Origin of the sequence: Nocardioides sp. (genome assembly GCF_035503875.1) — a bacterium.
GTDB lineage: Bacteria > Actinomycetota > Actinomycetes > Propionibacteriales > Nocardioidaceae > Nocardioides.
In genome coordinates, this window is the sequence record NZ_DATJTA010000017.1 from 1 (window position 1) to 18,302 (window position 18,302).

Genomic DNA, 18,302 nt, shown 5'->3' on the forward strand with positions numbered 1-18,302 from the left:
CGCTCAGGACTTCGTCCTTCGCTGCTCGACCACCGACTGCTGCTCGACCACCGTCGCGGAATCGATCTTCCACTGGGTGACGCGGCCCGTGGTGCGCGGTGCGGTGGCTTCCTACGGTCGGCTGCGGACACCCCTCACCCGTCGCCGCCAAGGAGTTCCATGACCGAGACCTCGCCGCCCCCGCTCGCAGGACTGAAGGTCCTCGACATCGCCACCCTCTTCGCGGGTCCCTCCGCCGCGACCCTGATGGCCGACTTCGGGGCGGACGTGATCAAGGTCGAGCACCCGCGCAAGCCGGACCCCGCGCGCACGCACGGCCACGCCAAGGACGGGCACGGCCTGTGGTGGAAGGTGCTCGGCCGCAACAAGCGGGCGATGACGCTCAACCTCTCCCAGGCCGAGGGGCGCGACGTCTTCCTGCGGCTGGTCGCCGACGCCGACGTGGTGATCGAGAACTTCCGTCCGGGCACGCTGGAGCGCTGGGGCCTCGGGTACGACGTACTCTCCGAGATCAACCCGCGCCTCGTGCTCACCCGGGTGACCGGCTTCGGCCAGTTCGGTCCGCGCTCGACGGAGCCGGCGTTCGGCACCATCGCCGAGGCGATGTCGGGCTTCGCGCACTCGACCGGCCAGCCCGACGGCCCGCCGACCCTGCCACCGCTGGCGCTGGCCGACAACATCTCCGGCCTGGCCGCCACCATCGCGACGCTGATGGCGCTGCGCGGGCGGGACGCGACGGGCCGCGGCCAGGTCGTCGACCTGGCGATCATCGAGCCGATCCTGTCGATGCTCGGGTCGCAGCTCACGGTCTTCGACCAGCTCGGGATCGTCACCCAGCGCGCGGGCAACCGCTCGGAGAACAACGCGCCGCGCAACACCTACAAGACCGCCGACGGGGACTGGGTCGCCATCTCCACCAGCGCGCACACCATCGCGGAGCGGGTGCTGCGCCTCGTCGGCCGCGACGACCTGACCAGGGAGCCGTGGTTCGGCGACGGGCACCAGCGCGCCCAGCACGCCGACGTCCTCGACGAGGCCGTCGGCTCCTGGATCCTCCAGCGCCCGACCGAGGTCGTCGTCCAGGAGTTCGCGAAGGCCGAGGCCGCGCTCGCGGTCGTCAACGACATGAGCCGGGTGATCGTCGACGAGCAGTACAACGCCATCGGCGCGATCGCGACCGTCGAGGACGAGGACCTCGGCCCGGTGCGGATGCCGAACGTGATGTTCCGCCTCTCCGAGCAGCCCGGCGCGATCCGGCACACCGGTCGGGGGCACGGCGCCGACACCGCGGCGGTGCTGGCCGAGCTGGGCTTCGCGTCCGACGAGATCGAGAAGCTGCGCGACAGCGGGGCGGTCTGAGGTGTCCGCTCTGGAGGACGCGCTCGCCTGGCTCTACGTCCCCGCTCCGCGCGCGGGTGAGCTGCTGGCCAAGGCAGCGTCGGTCGCCGACGGGATCGTGGTCGACCTCGAGGACGCGGTGCACCCGCGGCAGCGACCGGCCGCCCGGGAGCACCTCGCCGAGGCGCTGCCGTCGTACGACGGGGACGCGTTCGTCGTCGTCCGGGTGAACCCGGTGAGCACGGACGACTTCGCGGCGGACGTCGCGGCGCTGACCCCGCTGGTGCGGGCCGGTCACGTGAGCGCGATCCGGGTCGCCAAGATGGAGTCGGCCGCGGAGGTCGCGTCCGCGTGGGCGGCCGTCGCGGAGTGGGGGACCGAGCCCCGGCTGATCTGCCAGCTGGAGTCGGCCGGCGCCGTGGCCCGCGCCCACGAGATCGCGTCCGCCGAGGGCGTGCACTCGATCATGCTCGGGGAGGCCGACCTGCGCGCCGACCTGCGGCTGCCGCGCGGTGCCGCCGGCGACCCCGGCCTGCTGCTGGCCCGCCAGACGTGCGTGCTCGCCTCGCGTGCCGCCGGCCTGCCCTCCCCGGTGGGCAGCGCGTTCACCGACGTCGCCGACGCCGACGGTCTGAGGGAGACCAGCCTGCGGCTGGCCGCCCTCGGCTTCGTCGGCCGTTCGTGCATCCACCCGCGGCAGGCCGCGGTCGTCAGGGAGAGCTTCGCGCCCTCGCCGGCCGACCTCGACTGGGCCCGCTCGGTGCTGGCCGAGTCCGGCGCGCAGGACGGCGACGACAACGCCGCGTCCGTGCTCGCCGACGGGTCCTTCGTCGACCCGGCGATCGTGCGCCAGGCCGAGCGGATCGCGGCGCGGGTGGGCCGGTGAGCGGGGAGGGGATCGGCGCGGGGCGCCTCGTGGGCGGCGACGTCACCGTCGTCGACCTCGCGCAGCCGCTGCACCCCGCCGTACCCGTCTCGCCCAGCCATCCCGGCTTCAAGCACGCCCTGCAGCGCCGCCACGGGGACGCCGTACGCGTGGACGGCACGTCGGGGGCCAACGACCTGCTCGTCCTCGGCACCCACACCGCGACCCACGTGGACGCCCTGGCCCACATCAGCCACGACGGCCTGCTGCACGGCGGCGTCGACGCCCGGGCCGCCCAGGAGGGCGGGCGGTTCCTCGAGCACGGCGTGCACACGATCGCCCCGGTCGTGGCGCGGGGCGTGCTGCTGGACGTCCCCGCCCTGCTCGGCGTCGAGCGACTCGCGCCCGGCCAGGCCGTCACCGCCGACCACCTCGACGCGGCCGCGGGCGCGCACGAGGTCGAGCCCGGCAGCGTGCTCCTGGTCCGCACCGGCTGGGCGCAGCTGTGGGACGACCCGCACGCGTTCCTCAGCCACGACGGCGGCGTGCCCGGGCCCGACGAGGAGGCCTGCCGGTGGCTGGCCGCGCGCGCCCCGCGCCTGGTCGGCTCCGACACCACTGCCTTCGAGCACATCCCGGCGGGCGAGGGTCACGCCCGGCTGCCCGGTCACCGGGTCCTGCTCGTGGAGGCGGGCGTCCCGATCATGGAGATGCTCCATCTCGAGCGCCTGGCCCGCCTCGCCCCGTCCGCGTTCAGCGTCGTCGCGGCCCCGCTGCCCATCGTCGGCGCGACCGGCTCGCCGCTGCGGCCGCTCGCGCTCGTCCCCGCCTGACCCGCCCCGCCGTACTCCCGAGGAGCCCCACCTGTGATCGCTGCCGCCCCGAACACCGCCGGTACGACGGCCGTCGCCCGCCTGGCCGCCTTCGCCGCCGCATTCCGCGCCGCCCCGGCCCAGCCCGCCCTGGACGACGCCCGCCAGCGGCTGCTGGACACGATCGGCATCTCGGTGCCGGCGCTGGGCACCGGCCCGGCGGCGATCGTGCACGAGCTGGCCCGGACCTGGGGCGGGCACGCGCAGTCGACCGCCCTCGGCCTGGCCGAGAGGGTCCCGGCGCCGACCGCCGCGCTGGTCAACGGCACGCTCGGTCACGCGCTGGACTTCGACGACACCCACGTCCCCTCGATCCTGCACCCGTCGGCCTCCGTGGTCCCGGCGGCGCTGGCCGCCGCCGAGGCGTGCGGAGCGAGCGGGCGCGAGCTGCTGGCGGCGATCGCGGTCGGCAACGAGATCTGCATCCGGCTGGGCAACGCCGGCTACGACCCGGCGATCAACAACTCGGTCTTCTTCGAGCGCGGCCTGCACGCCACCTCGATCTGCGGCGCGCTCGGCTCCGCCGCTGCCGCCGCGACGGTGATGGGCCTGCCCGAGGAGCAGATCGCGCACGCGATGGGCATCGCGGCGTCGATGGGCGCCGGCCTGCTCGAGGCCAACCGCGCCGGCGGCTCGGTCAAGCGCATGCACTGCGGCTGGGCGGCACACTCCGGCGTGGTCGCCGCGCAGTCCGCCGCCGCCGGCCTCACCGGCCCGCCGACCGTGCTCGAGGGCCGCTTCGGCTTCTTCCACGCCTACTGCGGCGAGACGTACGACGAGGCCGCGCTGCTCGACGGCCTCGGGGAGGAGTGGGCCACCGGGGACTGCTTCGTGAAGCCGTACCCGATCAACGTCTTCACCCACTCCGGCATCGACGCCGCGCTCGCGCTGCGGGCGAAGGGACTGCGTCCCGAGCAGATCGAGTCCGTGGAGATCGGCGTACCGTCCCCGGTGCTGCGCACGATCGCCCAGCCGCGGGAGGCCAAGATCCGTCCGGAGTCGGGCTACCACGCGCAGTTCTCCGGGCCGTTCACGTTCGCCATCGCGTTCGGCGGGGGTGGCGGGTTGGGCGTCTACCTCGACGACTTCACCGACGAGCGGGTCGCCGACCCGGTGCTGCAGGACCTGGCGGCGCGGATCACCCACGTCGCCGACCCGCGCTGCGACGAGATCTTCCCGCGCCACTTCCCCTCGATCGTGCGGGTCCGGCTGAAGGACGGCTCCGAGCTGGTCGAGAATGTGCTGACCACGCGCGGCACCTCCGAGCGCCCGCTGAGCGACGAGGAGATCATGCTGAAGTTCCGCCTCAACGCCGCCGGACTGCCCGGGGGAGCCGACGAGCTCGGCCGGCGGATCGCCGACGTGGCGTCGTACGACGACGTCAGCGGGCTGCTGGCGGGCACGACCGCGAGCTGACCCCGCCCATGACCTCGGTCGCGCCGTCGCGCACCCCCGTCGGCCTCTCGGTCCCGCTGCTGCTGATCCTGGCGGCGTGCAGCGGCTTCCCGCCGTTCGCCGTCGACACCTACCTGCCGGGCTTCCCGGAGATCGCCGACGACCTCGATGCGAGTGCCGCGCAGGTCCAGCTGACCCTCACCACGTTCATGCTCGCCACGGCCGTCGGGCAGCTGATGTGGGGCACGCTGTCCGACCAGGTCGGCCGGCGGCCGGTGCTGCTCGGCGGCATCGCGGTCGGGATGGCGGCGAGCCTCACCTGCGCGCTCACCGAATCGATCTGGCTGCTGGTGGCCGCCCGCGCCCTGCAGGGGCTCGGCACCGGCGCGGTGATGGTGGTCGCCCGCGCCGTGGTCGCCGACCTGTCGACGGGCGCGGACGCGGCCCGCGCCTTCTCCACCCTCGCAGCGGTCCAGTCGGTCGCCCCGATCGCGGCGCCCGTCCTGGGCGGGCTGCTGATCGGCCCGCTCGGCTGGCGCTCGGCGTTCTGGCTGCTGTTCGCGATGACGGCGACCATGTCGGTCGCGATCTGGCGGCTGGTCCCGGAGACGCTGCCGCCCGGCGCTCGCAGCGGCAGCGGGCTGGGACGGCTGTTCGCCGACGGACGCGTCGTACTCGCCGACCGCGGCTACCTCGGCGCCCTGATCACCGTCGCGGCCAGCTTCGGCACGATGTTCGCCTACATCTCCGGCAGCCCGTTCGTGATCCAGAGCATCATGGGGCTCTCGGCGTACGCCTACTCCGCGATCTTCGCCGGCACCGCCGCGGCCATGGTCGCGATGATCATGGTGAACCGGCGCCTGGTCCGCACGGTGCCGCCGCAGCGGATGATCGTCTTCGGCCTGCTCGGCCAGGGCGTCGGCGTCGTCGTACTGCTGGTCTGCGTCCTGGCCCTCGACCTGCCGCTGCCGGGGATGCTCGCCGGCTTCCTGCTCGTCCAGGCCTCGCAGGCGATGCTGACCGGCAACTGCAACGCCATCGGCCTGATGCGGGCCAAGCCGCGCACCGGCACCGGTGCCGCGCTGATGGGCGGCGCCCAGTTCGGCACCGCCGCCCTGGTCGCCCCGCTGGTCGGCATCGCCGGCGAGCACACAGCCGTCCCGATGGTCTCCGTGATGGCCGTCGCCGTCGTCCTCACCGGTCTCGGTGTGGCGCTCATCCGCTCGGCCGCGCCGGTGAGGGAGCCTCGGTCCGGCTGAGCCTGGTGTCGGCGAGGACCCGGTCGCTGCAGGTTCATCACGGTATGCAGACCAGTTGTCGGTGCCCATGGTGGGTACGCCGTGGGGAGTGCCGGCTCGTCTGCATACCGTGATGAATCCGCAGCAGCGGCTCGCTCCCGAACACCTGAAATGCCGCAGGGGGCACGTCCGGTCGGGACGTGCCCCCAGATGGCCGGAGCGGTCGAGGGAGGACCGCCGGCTCGGAGACGTGGCTCGGGTGGGCTCAGATCTCCGCGGTCGAGGCGTCGTACGAGTAGAGCCAGTCGTAGCGGTCGGCGATCGGGTCGACGCTCCACTCCCGGGCGAGGTACGCCTTGGCGCTCTCGGGCTCGGCGAGCTCGGGGGAGTGGAAGCGGTCGGTGTTGGCGGTCGCACCGCGGACCATCTTCGAGGTGCGGTCGATGCGGGCGTGCTCGTAGCGCAGCAGCGCCTTCTCCGGGTCCGAGCCGTAGGCGTCCAGCGCCCGGGCCAGGACCAGGCCGTCCTCGATCGAGTGCACCGCCCCCTGGGCCAGGAACGGCAGGGTGGCGTGGCAGGCGTCGCCGAGCAGCGTCACCCGGCCCTGCGACCAGCTCGGGATGGGCTCGCCGCGGACCAGTGCCCACTTCATCAGCTGCGGGGACAGCTTGATGAGGGTCTGCACGTTCTCGTGCCAGCCGGCGAAGTCCTCGAGGCACTCCTCGACGGTGCCGTGCACGTTGCCGCCCTGGGCCGTCCACTCCTTGCCCTCGATGGTGGCGACGAAGTTCATCAGCTCGCCGCCGTGCAGCGGGTAGTGCACCGCGTGGGCGCGCGGGCCGATCCACGTCGTACCGACCCAGGAGCGCAGGTGCTCGGGCAGGTCCGCCATCGGGATCAGGCCGCGCCAGGCGACCATGCCGGAGAACTCCGGCGCGCTCGGACCCCACAGGGTGTCGCGGACGACCGAGCGCCAGCCGTCGGCGCCGATCACGACGTCGCCGGTGACGACGGTGCCGTCCTCGAGCGTGATCGAGGCGGAGCCCGGCTCCTGCGCGACCCCGACCACGCGGGACCGCAGGCGGATCGCGCCCGGGTCCTGCGCGATGACGGCCTGCCGCAGGGTGTCGAGCAGGTCGGGTCGGTAGACGGTGAGGTACGGGTAGCCGTACCGCTCCACCGCCAGGGGGCCGAGGTCGAACAGCGGCCACGGCTCGCCGGAGTTCCAGAGCCGCAGCTCCTTGCGCTCCGGGTCGCACGACAGCGTGCGGAGCCGGTCGAAGACGCCGAGGGCGTCCAGCACCCGGTTGCCGTTGGGGCTGATCTGGATGCCGGCGCCGACCTCCTTGATCTCCTGGGCCTGCTCGTAGAGCTCGACCTCGAAGCCTCGCTGCAGGAGGGCGAGGGCGGCGGTCATGCCGCCGATGCCACCGCCCGCGATGACCACGCGCATGGGGAACCTTTCTGGTGGGACCGGAGGCTCAGAGAGCCTCGGTGCGAAGCAGGCCGAGGGCCTTCAGGACGGCCTCGTCGCTGCAGCGCACGAGGTGGGCGTCGGCGTCGGCGACGAACCGGTACGGCCGCCACGAGGGGACGGCGATGACGTCGCCGCGCTCCCAGGTGACGACCTCGCCGTCGATCTCGAGCGAGCCGGAGCCCTCCACGACGGTGAAGATCGAGTTCGCGGTGGTCTGGTGCACCTGCGAGGTGAAGCCGGCGTCGAGGCGCAGGACGTGGATCGAGATCGTCGGCAGGGCCGGTTCGCCCAGCTCGATCACCTTCGAGGCCAGGCCGTCGGCGGGGGCCTCGGCGGCGTCCAGGCGGGAGACCGAGTCCTCCCACCGGAAGGCCAGCGGCGACGAGTCGACGTCGACGGGGTCCGCCTCGAGCCGGTCCGGGTGCTGCTTGAAGAACATCGGCTCGAGCAGGTGGATGAGCGGTACGTCGAGGATGTCGACCCAGTAGCAGTCGTCGCCGTCCGCGTCGGACTCGTGCGAGTGGCTGTGCCAGAACGTCGACGGGGTGAGCAGGACGTCGCCGGGGCGCATCTCCACGCGGTGGCCGTCGACGACGGTGTAGGTGCCCGTGCCGTCGAGGATGATCCGCAGCGCGGCCGGGGTGTGCCGGTGGCAGTCGGCGGTCTCGCCCGGCCGGATCAGCTGGTACGCCGCCACCAGCGTGCGGACCGTGGCGTACTCGTTGCCCTCCACGGGGTTGCGCATGGTGACGTTGCGCCGGTCGGCCATCGAGTGGTCGACCAGCCGGCCGGCCGCGTCGAGGACGGACTGGATGTCGGCGTACCGCCAGCGGTACGGCACGAGGTTCTTGCGCGGCTCGGCCCACAGCGCCGGGAAGCGCCGGTGCCAGCCGCCCTCCATGCTGAGGTCGTCGAAGATGCCGTAGAGCTGCTCGAGGCTCTCGATGGCCTCGGAGCCGGGCACGGAGCCGGGAACGGTGCTGTCGGTGGTCATCGGGAGCTCCTTCAGCGCTGCTTGATGATGTCGGGGGTGTAGGCGTTCGCGAACACCTCGGTGTTGCCGCGGGTGCCTTGGCGCACGGGGACGCTCATCTCGCCGAGACCGTCGATCGCGATGCGGATGACGTCGCCGTCGACGACCGGGCCGACGCCGGCCGGGGTGCCGGTGGCGATGATGTCGCCGGGCTGCAGGGTCATCACGGTCGAGGCCATGGCGACCATGCCCGGGATGTCGAGGACCAGGTCTCGGGTGTTGGCGTGCTGGCGGAGCTCGTCGCCGACCCAGAGCTTCATCTCCAGCCGGGTCGGGTCCGCGACCTCGTCGGCGGTGGTGATCCAGGGGCCGACGGGGCAGAAGGTGTCGTACGCCTTGCGGAAGACCCGCTCCTCGCGGCCGCGCACCACCATGTCGAGCAGGCACGCGTAGCCGAAGACGTGGTCGGCCCAGTTCTCCCGGGTGATGTCGCGCCCGCCCTTGCCGATGACGATCGCGAGCTCGGACTCGTGGTGGACCTCGCGGCCGGGCAGCGCGGGCAGCTCGACGGCGTCCTCGGGACCCGAGAGCGACGACGGCGGCTTGAGGAAGAAGCCCTGGACGTCGGCGCGGTAGCCGGCCTGCATCTCGCGGCCGTGGTCGTGGTAGTTCACCGGGTAGGCGATCACCTTGTTCGGCCACGGGATCGGGGTGAGCAGCCGCGCCTCGCCGAGCGGGATCCGCGCGCCGGTCGCGACCGCGGCCTCGATGGCCTCGCGGCGCGACTCGAAGTCGGCGATCAGGCGGTTGGGGCCTACCGGTGGCCACTCGGAGACGTCGACGCCCGCGGCGTCCGTGACGTCGACGAGCTCGTCGCCGACGACGACGCCGACCTGTCCCTGGCCGAACCGAGCGATCTTCATCCGGGGTGCTCTCCTCTACGTTCCGCTGCTGCTGTCACCGGACGCTAGGTCGCCGCGCAGTGCCCCCGGAAGGCGTGTTCCGGTGGATGCGAGGACCCATTCACCGGGCTCCTGGTCGCCCGGAGACTCGGTGTCGTCACCAGCGGCAGCGCGCCCTGCGCACCCCGCACGACCCCCGTACGACCCCCGCACGATGAGGAGCTCCCCAGTGCCCACCACCGTCCGCGACGCCGTCTTCGACGTGCTGAGGAACCACGGCGTGGACCGGATCTTCGCCAACCCCGGCTCCACCGAGGTCGACCTGCTGACGGACCTGCCCGAGGACCTGGAGTTCGTGCTGGCCCTGCACGAGGGATCGGTGCTCGGCATCGCCACCGGTCACGCCATCGCGGCCGACCGGCCCGCGCTCGCCCTGCTGCACACCACCGCCGGCTACGGCAACGCCGTCGGCGGTCTGGCCACCGCGCAGGCCAACCGCGCGCCGGTCGTGCTGCTCGTGGGTCAGCAGGACCGCCGGCACCTCGCCGCCGCGCCGTTCCTGGCCGGGGACCTCGACGGTCTCGCCGGCGACTACCCGGTCAGCGTGGAGCAGCCGGCCCGCCCCGGCGACGTGCCCGGCGCCGTCGCCCGCGCCCTGCACGCGGCCACCGTCCGCCGCGGTCCCGCCGTGGTCGTCATCCCGATGAGCGACTGGAGCGAGCCCGCCGACGAGGTCCGGGCCCCCGCCGCGCGCCGCCTCGTCGTCGGTACGGCGGCCGACCCCGACGCCGTCGCGGTCCTGGCGACCGCGCTCCGCGACGCCGAGCGGCCCGCCCTGGTCCTCGGCTCGCTCGCCGACGACCCGGACACCTGGGCCGCCGTGGCCGAGCTGGCCGCCGCCCTGGACGCCCCGGTGTGGCAGGCGGCGTACTCGTACCGGATGGGCTTCGACCAGACCTCGCCGCTCTTCGCGGGCCACCTCCCGCCGGCCCGCGCCGGGCTCCGGGAGGCGCTCGGCGCCCACGACGTCGTCCTGGTCCTCGGCGGACACGCGTTCCGCCAGTACCTCCACGACGAGGGCGACCTCGTCCCGTCGAGCACGCGGGTCCTGGTCGTCACCGACGACGACGACGAGGCGATCCGCAGCGACGCCGAGCTGGCCGTCATCGCCCCGGTGGCCGCGGTCGCGGCCAGCCTGGCCCAGGACCTCCCCGTCCGGGTCGCCGCGCCTCGCGAGCCGCGCCCGGCGCCGGCTCCGGTCGTCGCCGAGCCCGGTGCCGCGATCGACCCCGCGCACGTGTTCCAGGCCCTCGCGGAGCGGCTGCCCGCGGAGTCGACGTACTTCGAGGAGAGCCCGTCGACCCGCCGCCAGCTGCTGGCGCAGCTGCCCGTGCGGGCGCCGTTCGGGTTCCTCACCGCCGGGATGGGCGGTCTCGGCTTCGCCGTCCCCGGTGCCGTCGGCGTGAAGCTGGCGCGTCCGGAGCGGCCGGTGGTCGCGATCGTCGGCGACGGCGCCTCGCTCTACAACGTGCAGGCCCTCTGGAGCGCCCACCAGTACGGCGTCGGCGTCCTGTTCGTCGTGATGTCGAACGGCGGCTACGCGGTGATGGACCGCCTCGCCCGCAACGCCGGCGCCGAGCCGCCCTGGCCGGGCTTCGGCGAGATCAGCCTGGCCACCCTCGCGGCCGGCTTCGGCTGCCCCGCCCGGCGCATCGAGACCGTCGACGAGCTGCTCGCCGTCCTCGACGAGGTCGTGCCCGGCCTCGGCGAGCGCACCGAGCCGCTCGTGCTCGACGTCGCCGTCACCACCAACTAGCCGCGGCCCCCGCCGCACCCACCGCCCGCGCAGTGCCGGGCGCTCGACCTGAGAGAGGTTCCGACATGGCACAAGACTGGCTCGCCGAGGATCTGCCGGAGGACCGCGAGGAGCTTCGCGACGTCGTCTCCGACATCCTCGCCAAGTACGACCGCGAGTACTGGATCCAGGTCGACGAGTCCGGCGACTACCCGCAGGACTTCGTCGACGAGCTGCAGGCCGGCGGCTGGCTGTCCATGCTCATCCCGACCGAGTACGGCGGGGGCGGCGCGACGATCCCCGACGCGGCCGTCTTCCTCGAGACCATGAACCGCTGGGGCGCCCCGGGCACCCTGATCCACGCGCAGATGTACACGATGGGCGCGATCCTCCGGCACGGCAGCGACGAGCAGAAGCAGACGTGGCTGCCGCAGATCGCCGACGGCCTGCGGCTGCAGTCCTTCGGCGTGACCGAGCCGGACGCGGGCACCGACACCACCCGGATCCGGACCTTCGCGCAGCGCGACGGCGACGAGTACGTCGTCAACGGCGGCAAGATCTTCACCTCGCGGGCCAAGCAGTCCGACCTGCTGCTGCTGATCGCGCGGACCAAGAAGTACGAGGACGTCGAGAAGAAGACCGACGGCGTCTCGGTGTTCCTGGTCGACATGCGCGACGCGCTCGAGGCCGGCACGCTCACCATCGACCCGATCAAGGTGATGAGCGGCCACCACACCAACCAGCTGACCTTCAGCGACATGCGGGTCCCGGCCGAGAACCTCATCGGCGAGGAGCACCAGGGCTTCCGGGTGACCCTCTCGGGCATGAACGCCGAGCGGATCCTGGCGGCCTCGCAGTACGTCGGCTCCGGCCTGTGGTTCATCGACCGTGCCGTCGAGTACGCCAAGGAACGGGTCGTCTTCGGCCGCCCGATCGGCATGAACCAAGGCATCCAGTTCCCGATCGCCACCGCGTTCGCCAACCTGCGGGCGGCCAGCGCGCTGCGCTGGCAGGCGGCCGAGAAGTTCCAGGCCGGCAGCCAGTCGGGCACCGAGGCGAACATCGCCAAGCTGCTCTCCGCGAAGGCCCAGTGGGAGGCCGCCAACGCCGCGATGGACACCTTCGGCGGCTACGGCCTGGCCTCGGAGTACGGCGTGGAGCAGAAGTTCCGCGCCGCCCGGGGTCCGCTCATCGCACCCATCAGCACCAACCTCATCCTGGCCGGCATCGCCCAGCGCGACCTGGGCATGCCGCGGTCGTACTGAGGACCGACGCGACGATGACGGAGCAGACGGCGGAGCGGGCGGTCGGGGCGACCGAGGTCGTGGCCCGCTTCGCCTGCACCCGCCCGGAGCCGAGCGGCCCGCTCGGGGCCGACCTGCTCGCCGCGGCGACCCGGAGCCTCGTCGACACGGTCGGCGTGGCCCTGGCCGGCCGGGACACGCCGGCCGTCCGCGCCGTACGCGCGTGGGTCGGGGTGGAGCCAGCGGCCGGTGCCTCGGCGGTGTGGGGCGAGCCGGGCGGACGGGGCGCGTCGCAGGCGGCCCTGGTCAACGGCACGGCCGGGCACGCGCTGGACTTCGACGACGCCTGCCCGTCGATGCCGCTGCACCCCAGCACCGTGCTGTGGCCGGCCCTGCTGGCGCTCAGCGACGCCGAGACCGACCCCGCCCTCCTGGTCGAGGCGGTCGACGTGGGCAACGCGGTGGTGCGGGCACTGGGGGAGGCGTTGCCGATGGACGTGCACTACGGCCGCGGCTGGCACAGCACCGCGACGGTCGGGCGGCTCGGCGCCGTCGCCGCGCTCGCCCGGCTGCGCGGGCTCGCCGTCCCGCAGACCCGGCACGCCCTCGGCGTCGCCGCGTCGATGGCGGGCGGCAGCATCGCCAACTTCGGCACCGGCACCAAGCCGCTGCACGCCGGGCTCGCGGCCCGGGACGCCGTCGTCGCCGTACGGATGGTGGAGAACGGCCTGGACGCCGCCCCCGACCAGCTCGAGCACCGCCTCGGCTTCCTCGCCCTCTTCGGGCAGCCGGACCCGGACACGGTGGACCGGCTGGAGGGTCGGCTGCGGCACTGGGAGCGGCACTGGTCCGAGGACTGGTCGCTCAAGCGCTACCCGTCCTGCTACGGCACCCACCGGGCCGTCGACGCGGTCCTCGACCTGCGCCCCGAGATCGCGGCGCCGATCGCGGTCGTCGACGTCCACGTGCACCCGGGCTCGCTGCGGCCGCTCATCGACCATCTGCCGACCAGCGGCACCGAGGCGAAGTTCAGCCTGCCGTACACCGTCGCGCGCGCCCTGCTCGACGGTCGTCTCGAGGTCGGCGACTTCGCCGACGACGCGCTGGCCGACCCCGCGCTGGGCGAGCTGATGGCGCAGGTCCGCGTCACCGCGGCCGACGCGCCGCCGGGTCGCGCCGACCTGAGCGGTACGCCGTACGCCCACGTGCGCGTGCGGCTCACCGACGGCACCGTGCACGAGCGCCTGGTGCTCGTCACCCGCGGCGACGCGCGCAACCCGCTGACCGACGACGAGGTCGACCGGAAGTTCCTCGGCGCCGTCACCGCGACCGGCGGGTCCGAACCGGACGCCCGCGCGCTGCTCGAGCGGGTCCGGTCGGCGCTGAGCGGACCTCGCGAGCTGGCACAGGCGCTGGCCGCGCTCGCCGCCGACCCCACGTCCGACCGACACCCCGACCCATCAGGAGAGCGACCATGACCGGCCATCACCCCCGGGTCGAGATCTTCGAGGAGGGGATGCGCGAGGGCATGCAGATCGAGAGCGCCGACATCCCCGTCGAGGCCAAGATCCGGCTGCTCGACGCACTGTCCGCCACCGGGCTGCGCAACATCGTCGTCGGCTCGTTCGTGAGCCCGCGCTGGGTGCCGCAGATGGCCCGGGTCGAGGAGGTCATCGCCGGCTTCACCCCGGTCGAGGGCGTCTCCTACTCCGCGCTCGCCCTCAACGCGAAGGGCGCCGAGCGCCGCGCCGCGCACACGCCGCCGCTCTCGCCGCCCCCCGCCGTCCAGCGCACCACCGTGCACCTGTGCGACGTCTTCGTGCAGCGCAACACGGCCAAGTCGCAGCGCGACGAGATCGCCGCCCTGCCGGGCACGATCGCCCGGGCCGTGGAGCGCGGGACCACCGACGCGGTGGTCGCGATCAACGCCGCCTGGGGCTCCAACTGGGTCGGCCCGTTCAGCCTGGAGCAGCGCCTGGAGGTCCTCGACCTGCAGTTCGCCGCGTGGCGGGCCGCCGGCGTCGAGCCGCGCACCATCTGGATCGGCGACCCGATGAGCTGGAACACGCCGCGCGCGGTCGAGGAGACGATCCGGGCCTGCGTCCAGCGGTTCCCCGGGGTCACGACGTACCACCTGCACCTGCACGACGGCCGCGGCAGCGCGCTGACCTCGGCGTACGTCGCCCTGCGCGCGCTCGGCGCCGAGCACACCCTCGCCCTGGACACCTCGGTCGGCGGGATGGGCGGCTGCCCGTACTGCGGCAACGGCCGCGCCACCAAGATGATCCCGACCGAGGACCTCGTCGACCTGCTGCACGAGGAGGGCGTCGAGACCGGCGTCGACCTGGGCCGGCTGATCGAGGCGGCCCACGTGGCCGAGGAGGTCGTCGGCCACGAGCTCTACGGGCACGTCAGCAAGGTGGGCCCGCGACCGCGCGGCGACGCGCTCTACGCGATGGACATGCCGTTCGTCGAGACCGTCGACGAGGCCCAGCACTTCCGCCTCGGCGCCGCGACGTACGCCGGCTGCCTGTCGCCCTGGAAGCAGCCGATCACCTCGCCCGCCCGGGACGCCGCGGAGGGCGGCCGGCCGGTCGTCCTGCTGCGCCCCGAGGCGACCGAGACCCCCAGCACCACGAACACAGGAGGAACCCCATGACTGAGGTCACCCGCGGCTCGCTCGCCGGGCTTCGCGTCATCGAGATCAGCACGTCGGTCGCCGGACCGCTCGCCGGACAGATCCTCGGCGACCTCGGCGCCGAGGTGGTCAAGGTCGAGCGTGTCGGCTCCGGCGACGACACCCGCCAGTGGACCCCGCCCGCGTGGGACGGCGAGTCGATCGCGTTCCTCCACCTCAACCGGAACAAGCTCAGCCTGGAGCTGGACTACAAGGACCCCCGCGGGCAGCAGGTCCTGCGCGACCTGATCGCCTCCGCCGACGTACTCGTGCAGAACCTGCGGCCGGGCGCCCTGGCCAAGGCCGGGTTCTCGTGGGAGGAGCTGCAGGAGATCAACCCCCGGCTGGTCTACTGCGACATGACCGGCTTCGGGCGCACCGGCCCGAAGGCCGCGGAGCCGGCGTACGACCCGCTGCTGCAGGCCTACACCGGCATCATCGACATGATGGGCACGGGGGACGGGCCGCCGGCCCGGGTGCCGCTGTCGATCCTCGACAAGGGCACCGCGATGTGGGCCGCGATCGGCGTGCTCGACGCGCTGCGCACCGTGGAGCGGACCGGCCGGGGCGTGCACGTCGGCGTCTCGCTGCTGGAGACCGCCGTGACCTGGACCCACGCCAACGTGATGGGCGCGCTGGCCGGCAACGGCAAGCCGAGGAACCTCGGCTCCGGCCACGCCGGGGTGGTGCCGTACGGCGCCTTCCCGACCCGCGACGGCTGGGCCTTCATCTCGGCCGGCAACCAGGCGCTGTGGACCCGCTTCTGCATGGCGACCGGCGCCGACGCGCTGCTGACCCGCGAGGGCTTCGGGTCGAACCCGGAGCGCTCGGCCAACCGGTCCGAGGTGGAGGCGGCCGTCTCGGAGGTGACCCGGGCGTTCGACACCACCGCCCTGATCGCGCTGCTGAACGAGGCCGGCATCCCGTGCTCGGCGGTGAACTCGGTGCCCGACATGGTCGACGACCCGCAGGTCAAGGCGCTCGGCCTGATCGAGCCGATGGCACACGCCGGCGTGCAGGACTTCGAGGTCGTGAACCTGCCGATCACCTTCGGCGGCGCGTACCCCGACCACCAGTGCCCGCCGCCCGCACTGGGGGCCGACACCGACGACGTGCTGACCCGCCTCGGGGTCGGCGAGGAGACCATCGCCGAGCTCCGCCGCGACGGCGTGGTCGCCTCCGTGCCGGACCGGGCATGACCTCGCTGCTGGACCCGGCCGTGTGGAGCGGCCGGGTCTTCGACGGGACCTGGCGGGAGTCCGCCGCGAGCCTGACCACGGCCGAGCCGGCGACGGGCCTGCCCGTCGGGACGGTCGGCACGGCCACGCCGGAGGACGTGCTCGCCTCGGTCGCCGTCGCTCGGCGGGCGCAGCGCGAGTGGGCGGCCGCGGGCTACCACGTGCGGGCCGGCGTGCTGCGGCGTGCGGCCCAGGTCTTCACCGAGAACGCCGCCGACATCGCGGACCTGTTCGCGCGGGAGGCCGGTGCCCCGCAGCGGGTCGCCGGTCCCCAGGCGTCGATCTCGGCCGAGGAGTGCTTCGAGGCCGCGGCCCTGGCCGCCATGCCCGCGGGCGACCTGCTCCGCTCGATGCAGCCACGGCTCTCGATGGCGCGCCGGGTCCCGGTCGGGGTGGTCGGCGTGATCGCGCCGTTCAACTCGCCGATCCTGCTCGCGCTGCGCGCCGTCGCCCCGGCGCTCGCGCTCGGGAACGCCGTCGTCCTCAAGCCCGACCCGCGCACCGCCGTCGTCGGGGGCGTGCTGCTGGCCCGGGCCTTCGAGGAGGCCGGCCTCCCCGCGGGCCTGCTGCACGTCCTGCCCGGTGGCGTGGACGTGGGCGAGGCGATCGTCGCCCACCCCGACGTGCCCGTCCTGGCCTTCACCGGGTCCACCGGCGCGGGCAAGGCGATCGCCGCCTCGGCGGCCGCGAACCTCAAACGCACCCACCTCGAACTGGGTGGCAACTCCGCCTCCATCGTGCTGGAGGACGCCGACGTCGAGGCCGCGGCCGCGGCGGGCGCGTGGGGCTCGTTCCGGCACGCCGGCCAGATCTGCATGGCCACCGGCCGGCACCTCGTGCACGAGTCGGTCGCCGACCTGTACGTCGCCGGGCTGGCCGCCGCCGCGGCCGGGCTGCGTCTCGGCGACCCGGCCCGCACCGACGCCGACGTCGGGCCGATCATCGACGCCGCCCAGCGCGACCGGGTCCACCGGATGGTGACCGACTCCGTGGCGGCCGGCGCCCGGCTGGTCACGGGCGGCGAGCCGGAGGGGCCGTTCTACCGGCCGACCGTCCTCGCCGGGGTGCCGGCCGACGCGCCGGCGTACCGCGACGAGGTGTTCGGCCCGGTGGCCTCCGTGGTCACCTTCGCCAGCGACGAGGAGGCGATCGCGCTGGCGAGCGACACGCCGTACGGGCTGGCGCTGGGGGTGTTCACGCGCGACGTGATGCGCGGCCTGGCCCTGGCCGAGCGGATCCCGGCCGGCCTGGTGCACATCAACGACCAGACCATCAACGACGAGCCCGTGGCGCCGTTCGGCGGCGTCGGCCACTCCGGCAACGGCGCCCGGCACGGCGGCCACGAGGCCAACCTCGAGGCGTTCACCGAGCTGCAGTGGGTCACGGTGCGGGGCAGCGTGCCCGTGTACCCGTGGTGACCCTCCCCGACCGACCTTCCCAGGAGAACCCGATGACCGAGCCCGTCCTGTACGTCGAGACCCGCGACCGGGTCCGGTGGCTGACCCTGAACCGGCCGGACCGCCGCAACGCGCTCAACCTGGAGCTCAACGAGGCGCTGGTGGACGCGGTGATGGAGGCCGACCACGACCCCGACGTCTACGCGATCGCCATCACCGGCACCGGGCAGGCGTTCTGCTCCGGCGCCGACCTGTCGGACGCGAAGACCCGGGCGGACCGGGGCGAGGCCTGGTACGGCCCGCTGCACAACCGGTACCGCAGCCTGTTCGAGGTGATGATCGACAGCCGCAAGCCGACCCTCGCGGTCGTCAACGGCCCGGCCGTCGCCGGCGGCTTCGAGCTCGCCCTGTCCTGTGACCTGCGGGTGGTGGCCGACCACGCCTTCTTCGCCGTACCCGAGTCGCGGCGGGGGCGCGGCGCCCACTACGCCTCGGTCGCGCTGCCCCGGATGGTGCCGCAGGGGATCGCCATGGAGTGGCTCTACAGCGGCCGCCGGATCGACCTGGCCGAGGCCGAGCGCTGGGGCCTGGTGAACCGGACCGCCCCCGCCGAGCTGCTCACCGAGACCGCCGAGGCCTTCCTGGCCTCCTTCACCGACTCCGCCCCGCTCTCGTTGCAGCGCCTCAAGCTCACCTACCGCCGTACCGAGTCCATGGACCCGCACGCCGCCATCCGCCTCGACATCGGCCCCGACGTCTACTCCTCCGAGGACCAGAAGGAGGGCGCCCGCGCCTTCCTGGAGAAGCGCGACCCCCGCTGGCAGGCCCGCTAACCACCCCCACCCCCCACCCCCCGCCGAGTCGGCAGAAGTTGCGCGCCGAGTCGGCAGA

General features: G+C 73.8%; 15 protein-coding genes. 12 read left to right on the top strand and 3 right to left on the bottom strand.

Annotation, left to right across the window (positions count from 1 at the left end; genetic code table 11):
• The first annotated feature begins 159 nt into the window (after positions 1-159).
• Genes VMF51_RS04625 through VMF51_RS04645 form a run of 5 tightly spaced genes read left to right on the top strand, consistent with a single transcriptional unit; the run spans position 160 to position 5,729 of the window.
• Positions 160-1,359: a CoA transferase gene (locus tag VMF51_RS04625; RefSeq protein ID WP_325473230.1), complete on the top strand. Its 1,200-nt coding sequence runs from the start codon at positions 160-162 to the stop codon at positions 1,357-1,359.
• A gap of 1 nt (position 1,360) precedes the next feature.
• Positions 1,361-2,224 (top strand): CoA ester lyase, encoded by an 864-nt coding sequence (locus tag VMF51_RS04630; protein WP_325473231.1) that lies wholly within the window; start codon positions 1,361-1,363, stop codon positions 2,222-2,224.
• A complete protein-coding gene (locus VMF51_RS04635) occupies positions 2,221-3,036 on the top strand; it encodes a cyclase family protein (RefSeq protein ID WP_325473232.1) in 816 nt (271 codons plus the stop codon). The genes VMF51_RS04630 and VMF51_RS04635 overlap by 4 nt, the downstream gene beginning before the upstream one ends.
• Positions 3,037-3,069: 33 nt before the next feature.
• Complete coding sequence (locus VMF51_RS04640; protein WP_325473233.1) at positions 3,070-4,491, top strand: MmgE/PrpD family protein; 1,422 nt, start codon at positions 3,070-3,072, stop codon at positions 4,489-4,491.
• Between the two features lie 8 nt (positions 4,492-4,499).
• Positions 4,500-5,729 (top strand): multidrug effflux MFS transporter, encoded by a 1,230-nt coding sequence (locus VMF51_RS04645; RefSeq protein WP_325473234.1) that lies wholly within the window; start codon positions 4,500-4,502, stop codon positions 5,727-5,729.
• Positions 5,730-5,973: 244 nt separating this feature from the next.
• On the opposite strand, the gene VMF51_RS04650 is transcribed toward VMF51_RS04645, so the two are convergent.
• The 3 genes from VMF51_RS04650 to VMF51_RS04660 are packed head-to-tail and all read right to left on the bottom strand — an operon-like array spanning position 5,974 to position 9,081.
• On the bottom strand, positions 5,974-7,161 hold the full coding sequence (locus VMF51_RS04650; protein ID WP_325473235.1) for an FAD-dependent monooxygenase: 1,188 nt from the start codon (positions 7,159-7,161) through the stop codon (positions 5,974-5,976).
• Positions 7,162-7,189: 28 nt separating this feature from the next.
• Entirely contained in the window at positions 7,190-8,179 is a 990-nt protein-coding gene (locus VMF51_RS04655; protein ID WP_325473236.1) for a cupin domain-containing protein, read from the bottom strand.
• Between the two features lie 11 nt (positions 8,180-8,190).
• A complete protein-coding gene (locus tag VMF51_RS04660; RefSeq protein ID WP_325473237.1) occupies positions 8,191-9,081 on the bottom strand; it encodes a fumarylacetoacetate hydrolase family protein in 891 nt (296 codons plus the stop codon).
• Positions 9,082-9,289: 208 nt separating this feature from the next.
• Here VMF51_RS04660 and VMF51_RS04665 point away from each other — a divergent pair, with 208 nt between their 5' ends.
• From VMF51_RS04665 to VMF51_RS04695, 7 genes are all read left to right on the top strand, one after another.
• On the top strand, positions 9,290-10,876 hold the full coding sequence (locus tag VMF51_RS04665) for a thiamine pyrophosphate-dependent enzyme (RefSeq protein WP_325473238.1): 1,587 nt from the start codon (positions 9,290-9,292) through the stop codon (positions 10,874-10,876).
• Positions 10,877-10,941: 65 nt separating this feature from the next.
• Positions 10,942-12,120, top strand: coding sequence for an acyl-CoA dehydrogenase family protein (locus tag VMF51_RS04670; RefSeq protein ID WP_325473239.1), 1,179 nt, complete (start codon positions 10,942-10,944; stop codon positions 12,118-12,120).
• A gap of 14 nt (positions 12,121-12,134) precedes the next feature.
• The gene (locus VMF51_RS04675; protein WP_325473240.1) at positions 12,135-13,577 is read left to right on the top strand and encodes an MmgE/PrpD family protein; all 1,443 of its coding nucleotides are present in this window, start codon (positions 12,135-12,137) and stop codon (positions 13,575-13,577) included.
• Entirely contained in the window at positions 13,574-14,758 is a 1,185-nt protein-coding gene (locus VMF51_RS04680; RefSeq protein ID WP_325473241.1) for a citramalate synthase, read from the top strand. The genes VMF51_RS04675 and VMF51_RS04680 overlap by 4 nt, the downstream gene beginning before the upstream one ends.
• Positions 14,755-15,975, top strand: coding sequence for a CoA transferase (locus tag VMF51_RS04685; protein WP_325473242.1), 1,221 nt, complete (start codon positions 14,755-14,757; stop codon positions 15,973-15,975). Before VMF51_RS04680 ends, VMF51_RS04685 begins: the two co-directional genes overlap by 4 nt.
• On the top strand, positions 15,972-17,432 hold the full coding sequence (locus VMF51_RS04690) for an aldehyde dehydrogenase family protein (protein ID WP_325473243.1): 1,461 nt from the start codon (positions 15,972-15,974) through the stop codon (positions 17,430-17,432). Before VMF51_RS04685 ends, VMF51_RS04690 begins: the two co-directional genes overlap by 4 nt.
• 32 nt (positions 17,433-17,464) lie before the next feature.
• Positions 17,465-18,244 (top strand): enoyl-CoA hydratase/isomerase family protein, encoded by a 780-nt coding sequence (locus VMF51_RS04695; protein ID WP_325473244.1) that lies wholly within the window; start codon positions 17,465-17,467, stop codon positions 18,242-18,244.
• Positions 18,245-18,302 lie beyond the last annotated feature (58 nt).

Coding starts and splice junctions, on each gene's coding strand:
- VMF51_RS04625 (WP_325473230.1), top strand. CDS start 160: ATGACCGAGACCTCGCCGCCCCCGCTCGCAGGACTGAAGGTCCTCGAC.
- VMF51_RS04645 (WP_325473234.1), top strand. CDS start 4,500: ATGACCTCGGTCGCGCCGTCGCGCACCCCCGTCGGCCTCTCGGTCCCG.
- VMF51_RS04650 (WP_325473235.1), bottom strand. CDS start 7,161: ATGCGCGTGGTCATCGCGGGCGGTGGCATCGGCGGCATGACCGCCGCC.
- VMF51_RS04655 (WP_325473236.1), bottom strand. CDS start 8,179: ATGACCACCGACAGCACCGTTCCCGGCTCCGTGCCCGGCTCCGAGGCC.
- VMF51_RS04660 (WP_325473237.1), bottom strand. CDS start 9,081: ATGAAGATCGCTCGGTTCGGCCAGGGACAGGTCGGCGTCGTCGTCGGC.
- VMF51_RS04670 (WP_325473239.1), top strand. CDS start 10,942: ATGGCACAAGACTGGCTCGCCGAGGATCTGCCGGAGGACCGCGAGGAG.
- VMF51_RS04675 (WP_325473240.1), top strand. CDS start 12,135: ATGACGGAGCAGACGGCGGAGCGGGCGGTCGGGGCGACCGAGGTCGTG.
- VMF51_RS04680 (WP_325473241.1), top strand. CDS start 13,574: ATGACCGGCCATCACCCCCGGGTCGAGATCTTCGAGGAGGGGATGCGC.
- VMF51_RS04685 (WP_325473242.1), top strand. CDS start 14,755: ATGACTGAGGTCACCCGCGGCTCGCTCGCCGGGCTTCGCGTCATCGAG.
- VMF51_RS04690 (WP_325473243.1), top strand. CDS start 15,972: ATGACCTCGCTGCTGGACCCGGCCGTGTGGAGCGGCCGGGTCTTCGAC.
- VMF51_RS04695 (WP_325473244.1), top strand. CDS start 17,465: ATGACCGAGCCCGTCCTGTACGTCGAGACCCGCGACCGGGTCCGGTGG.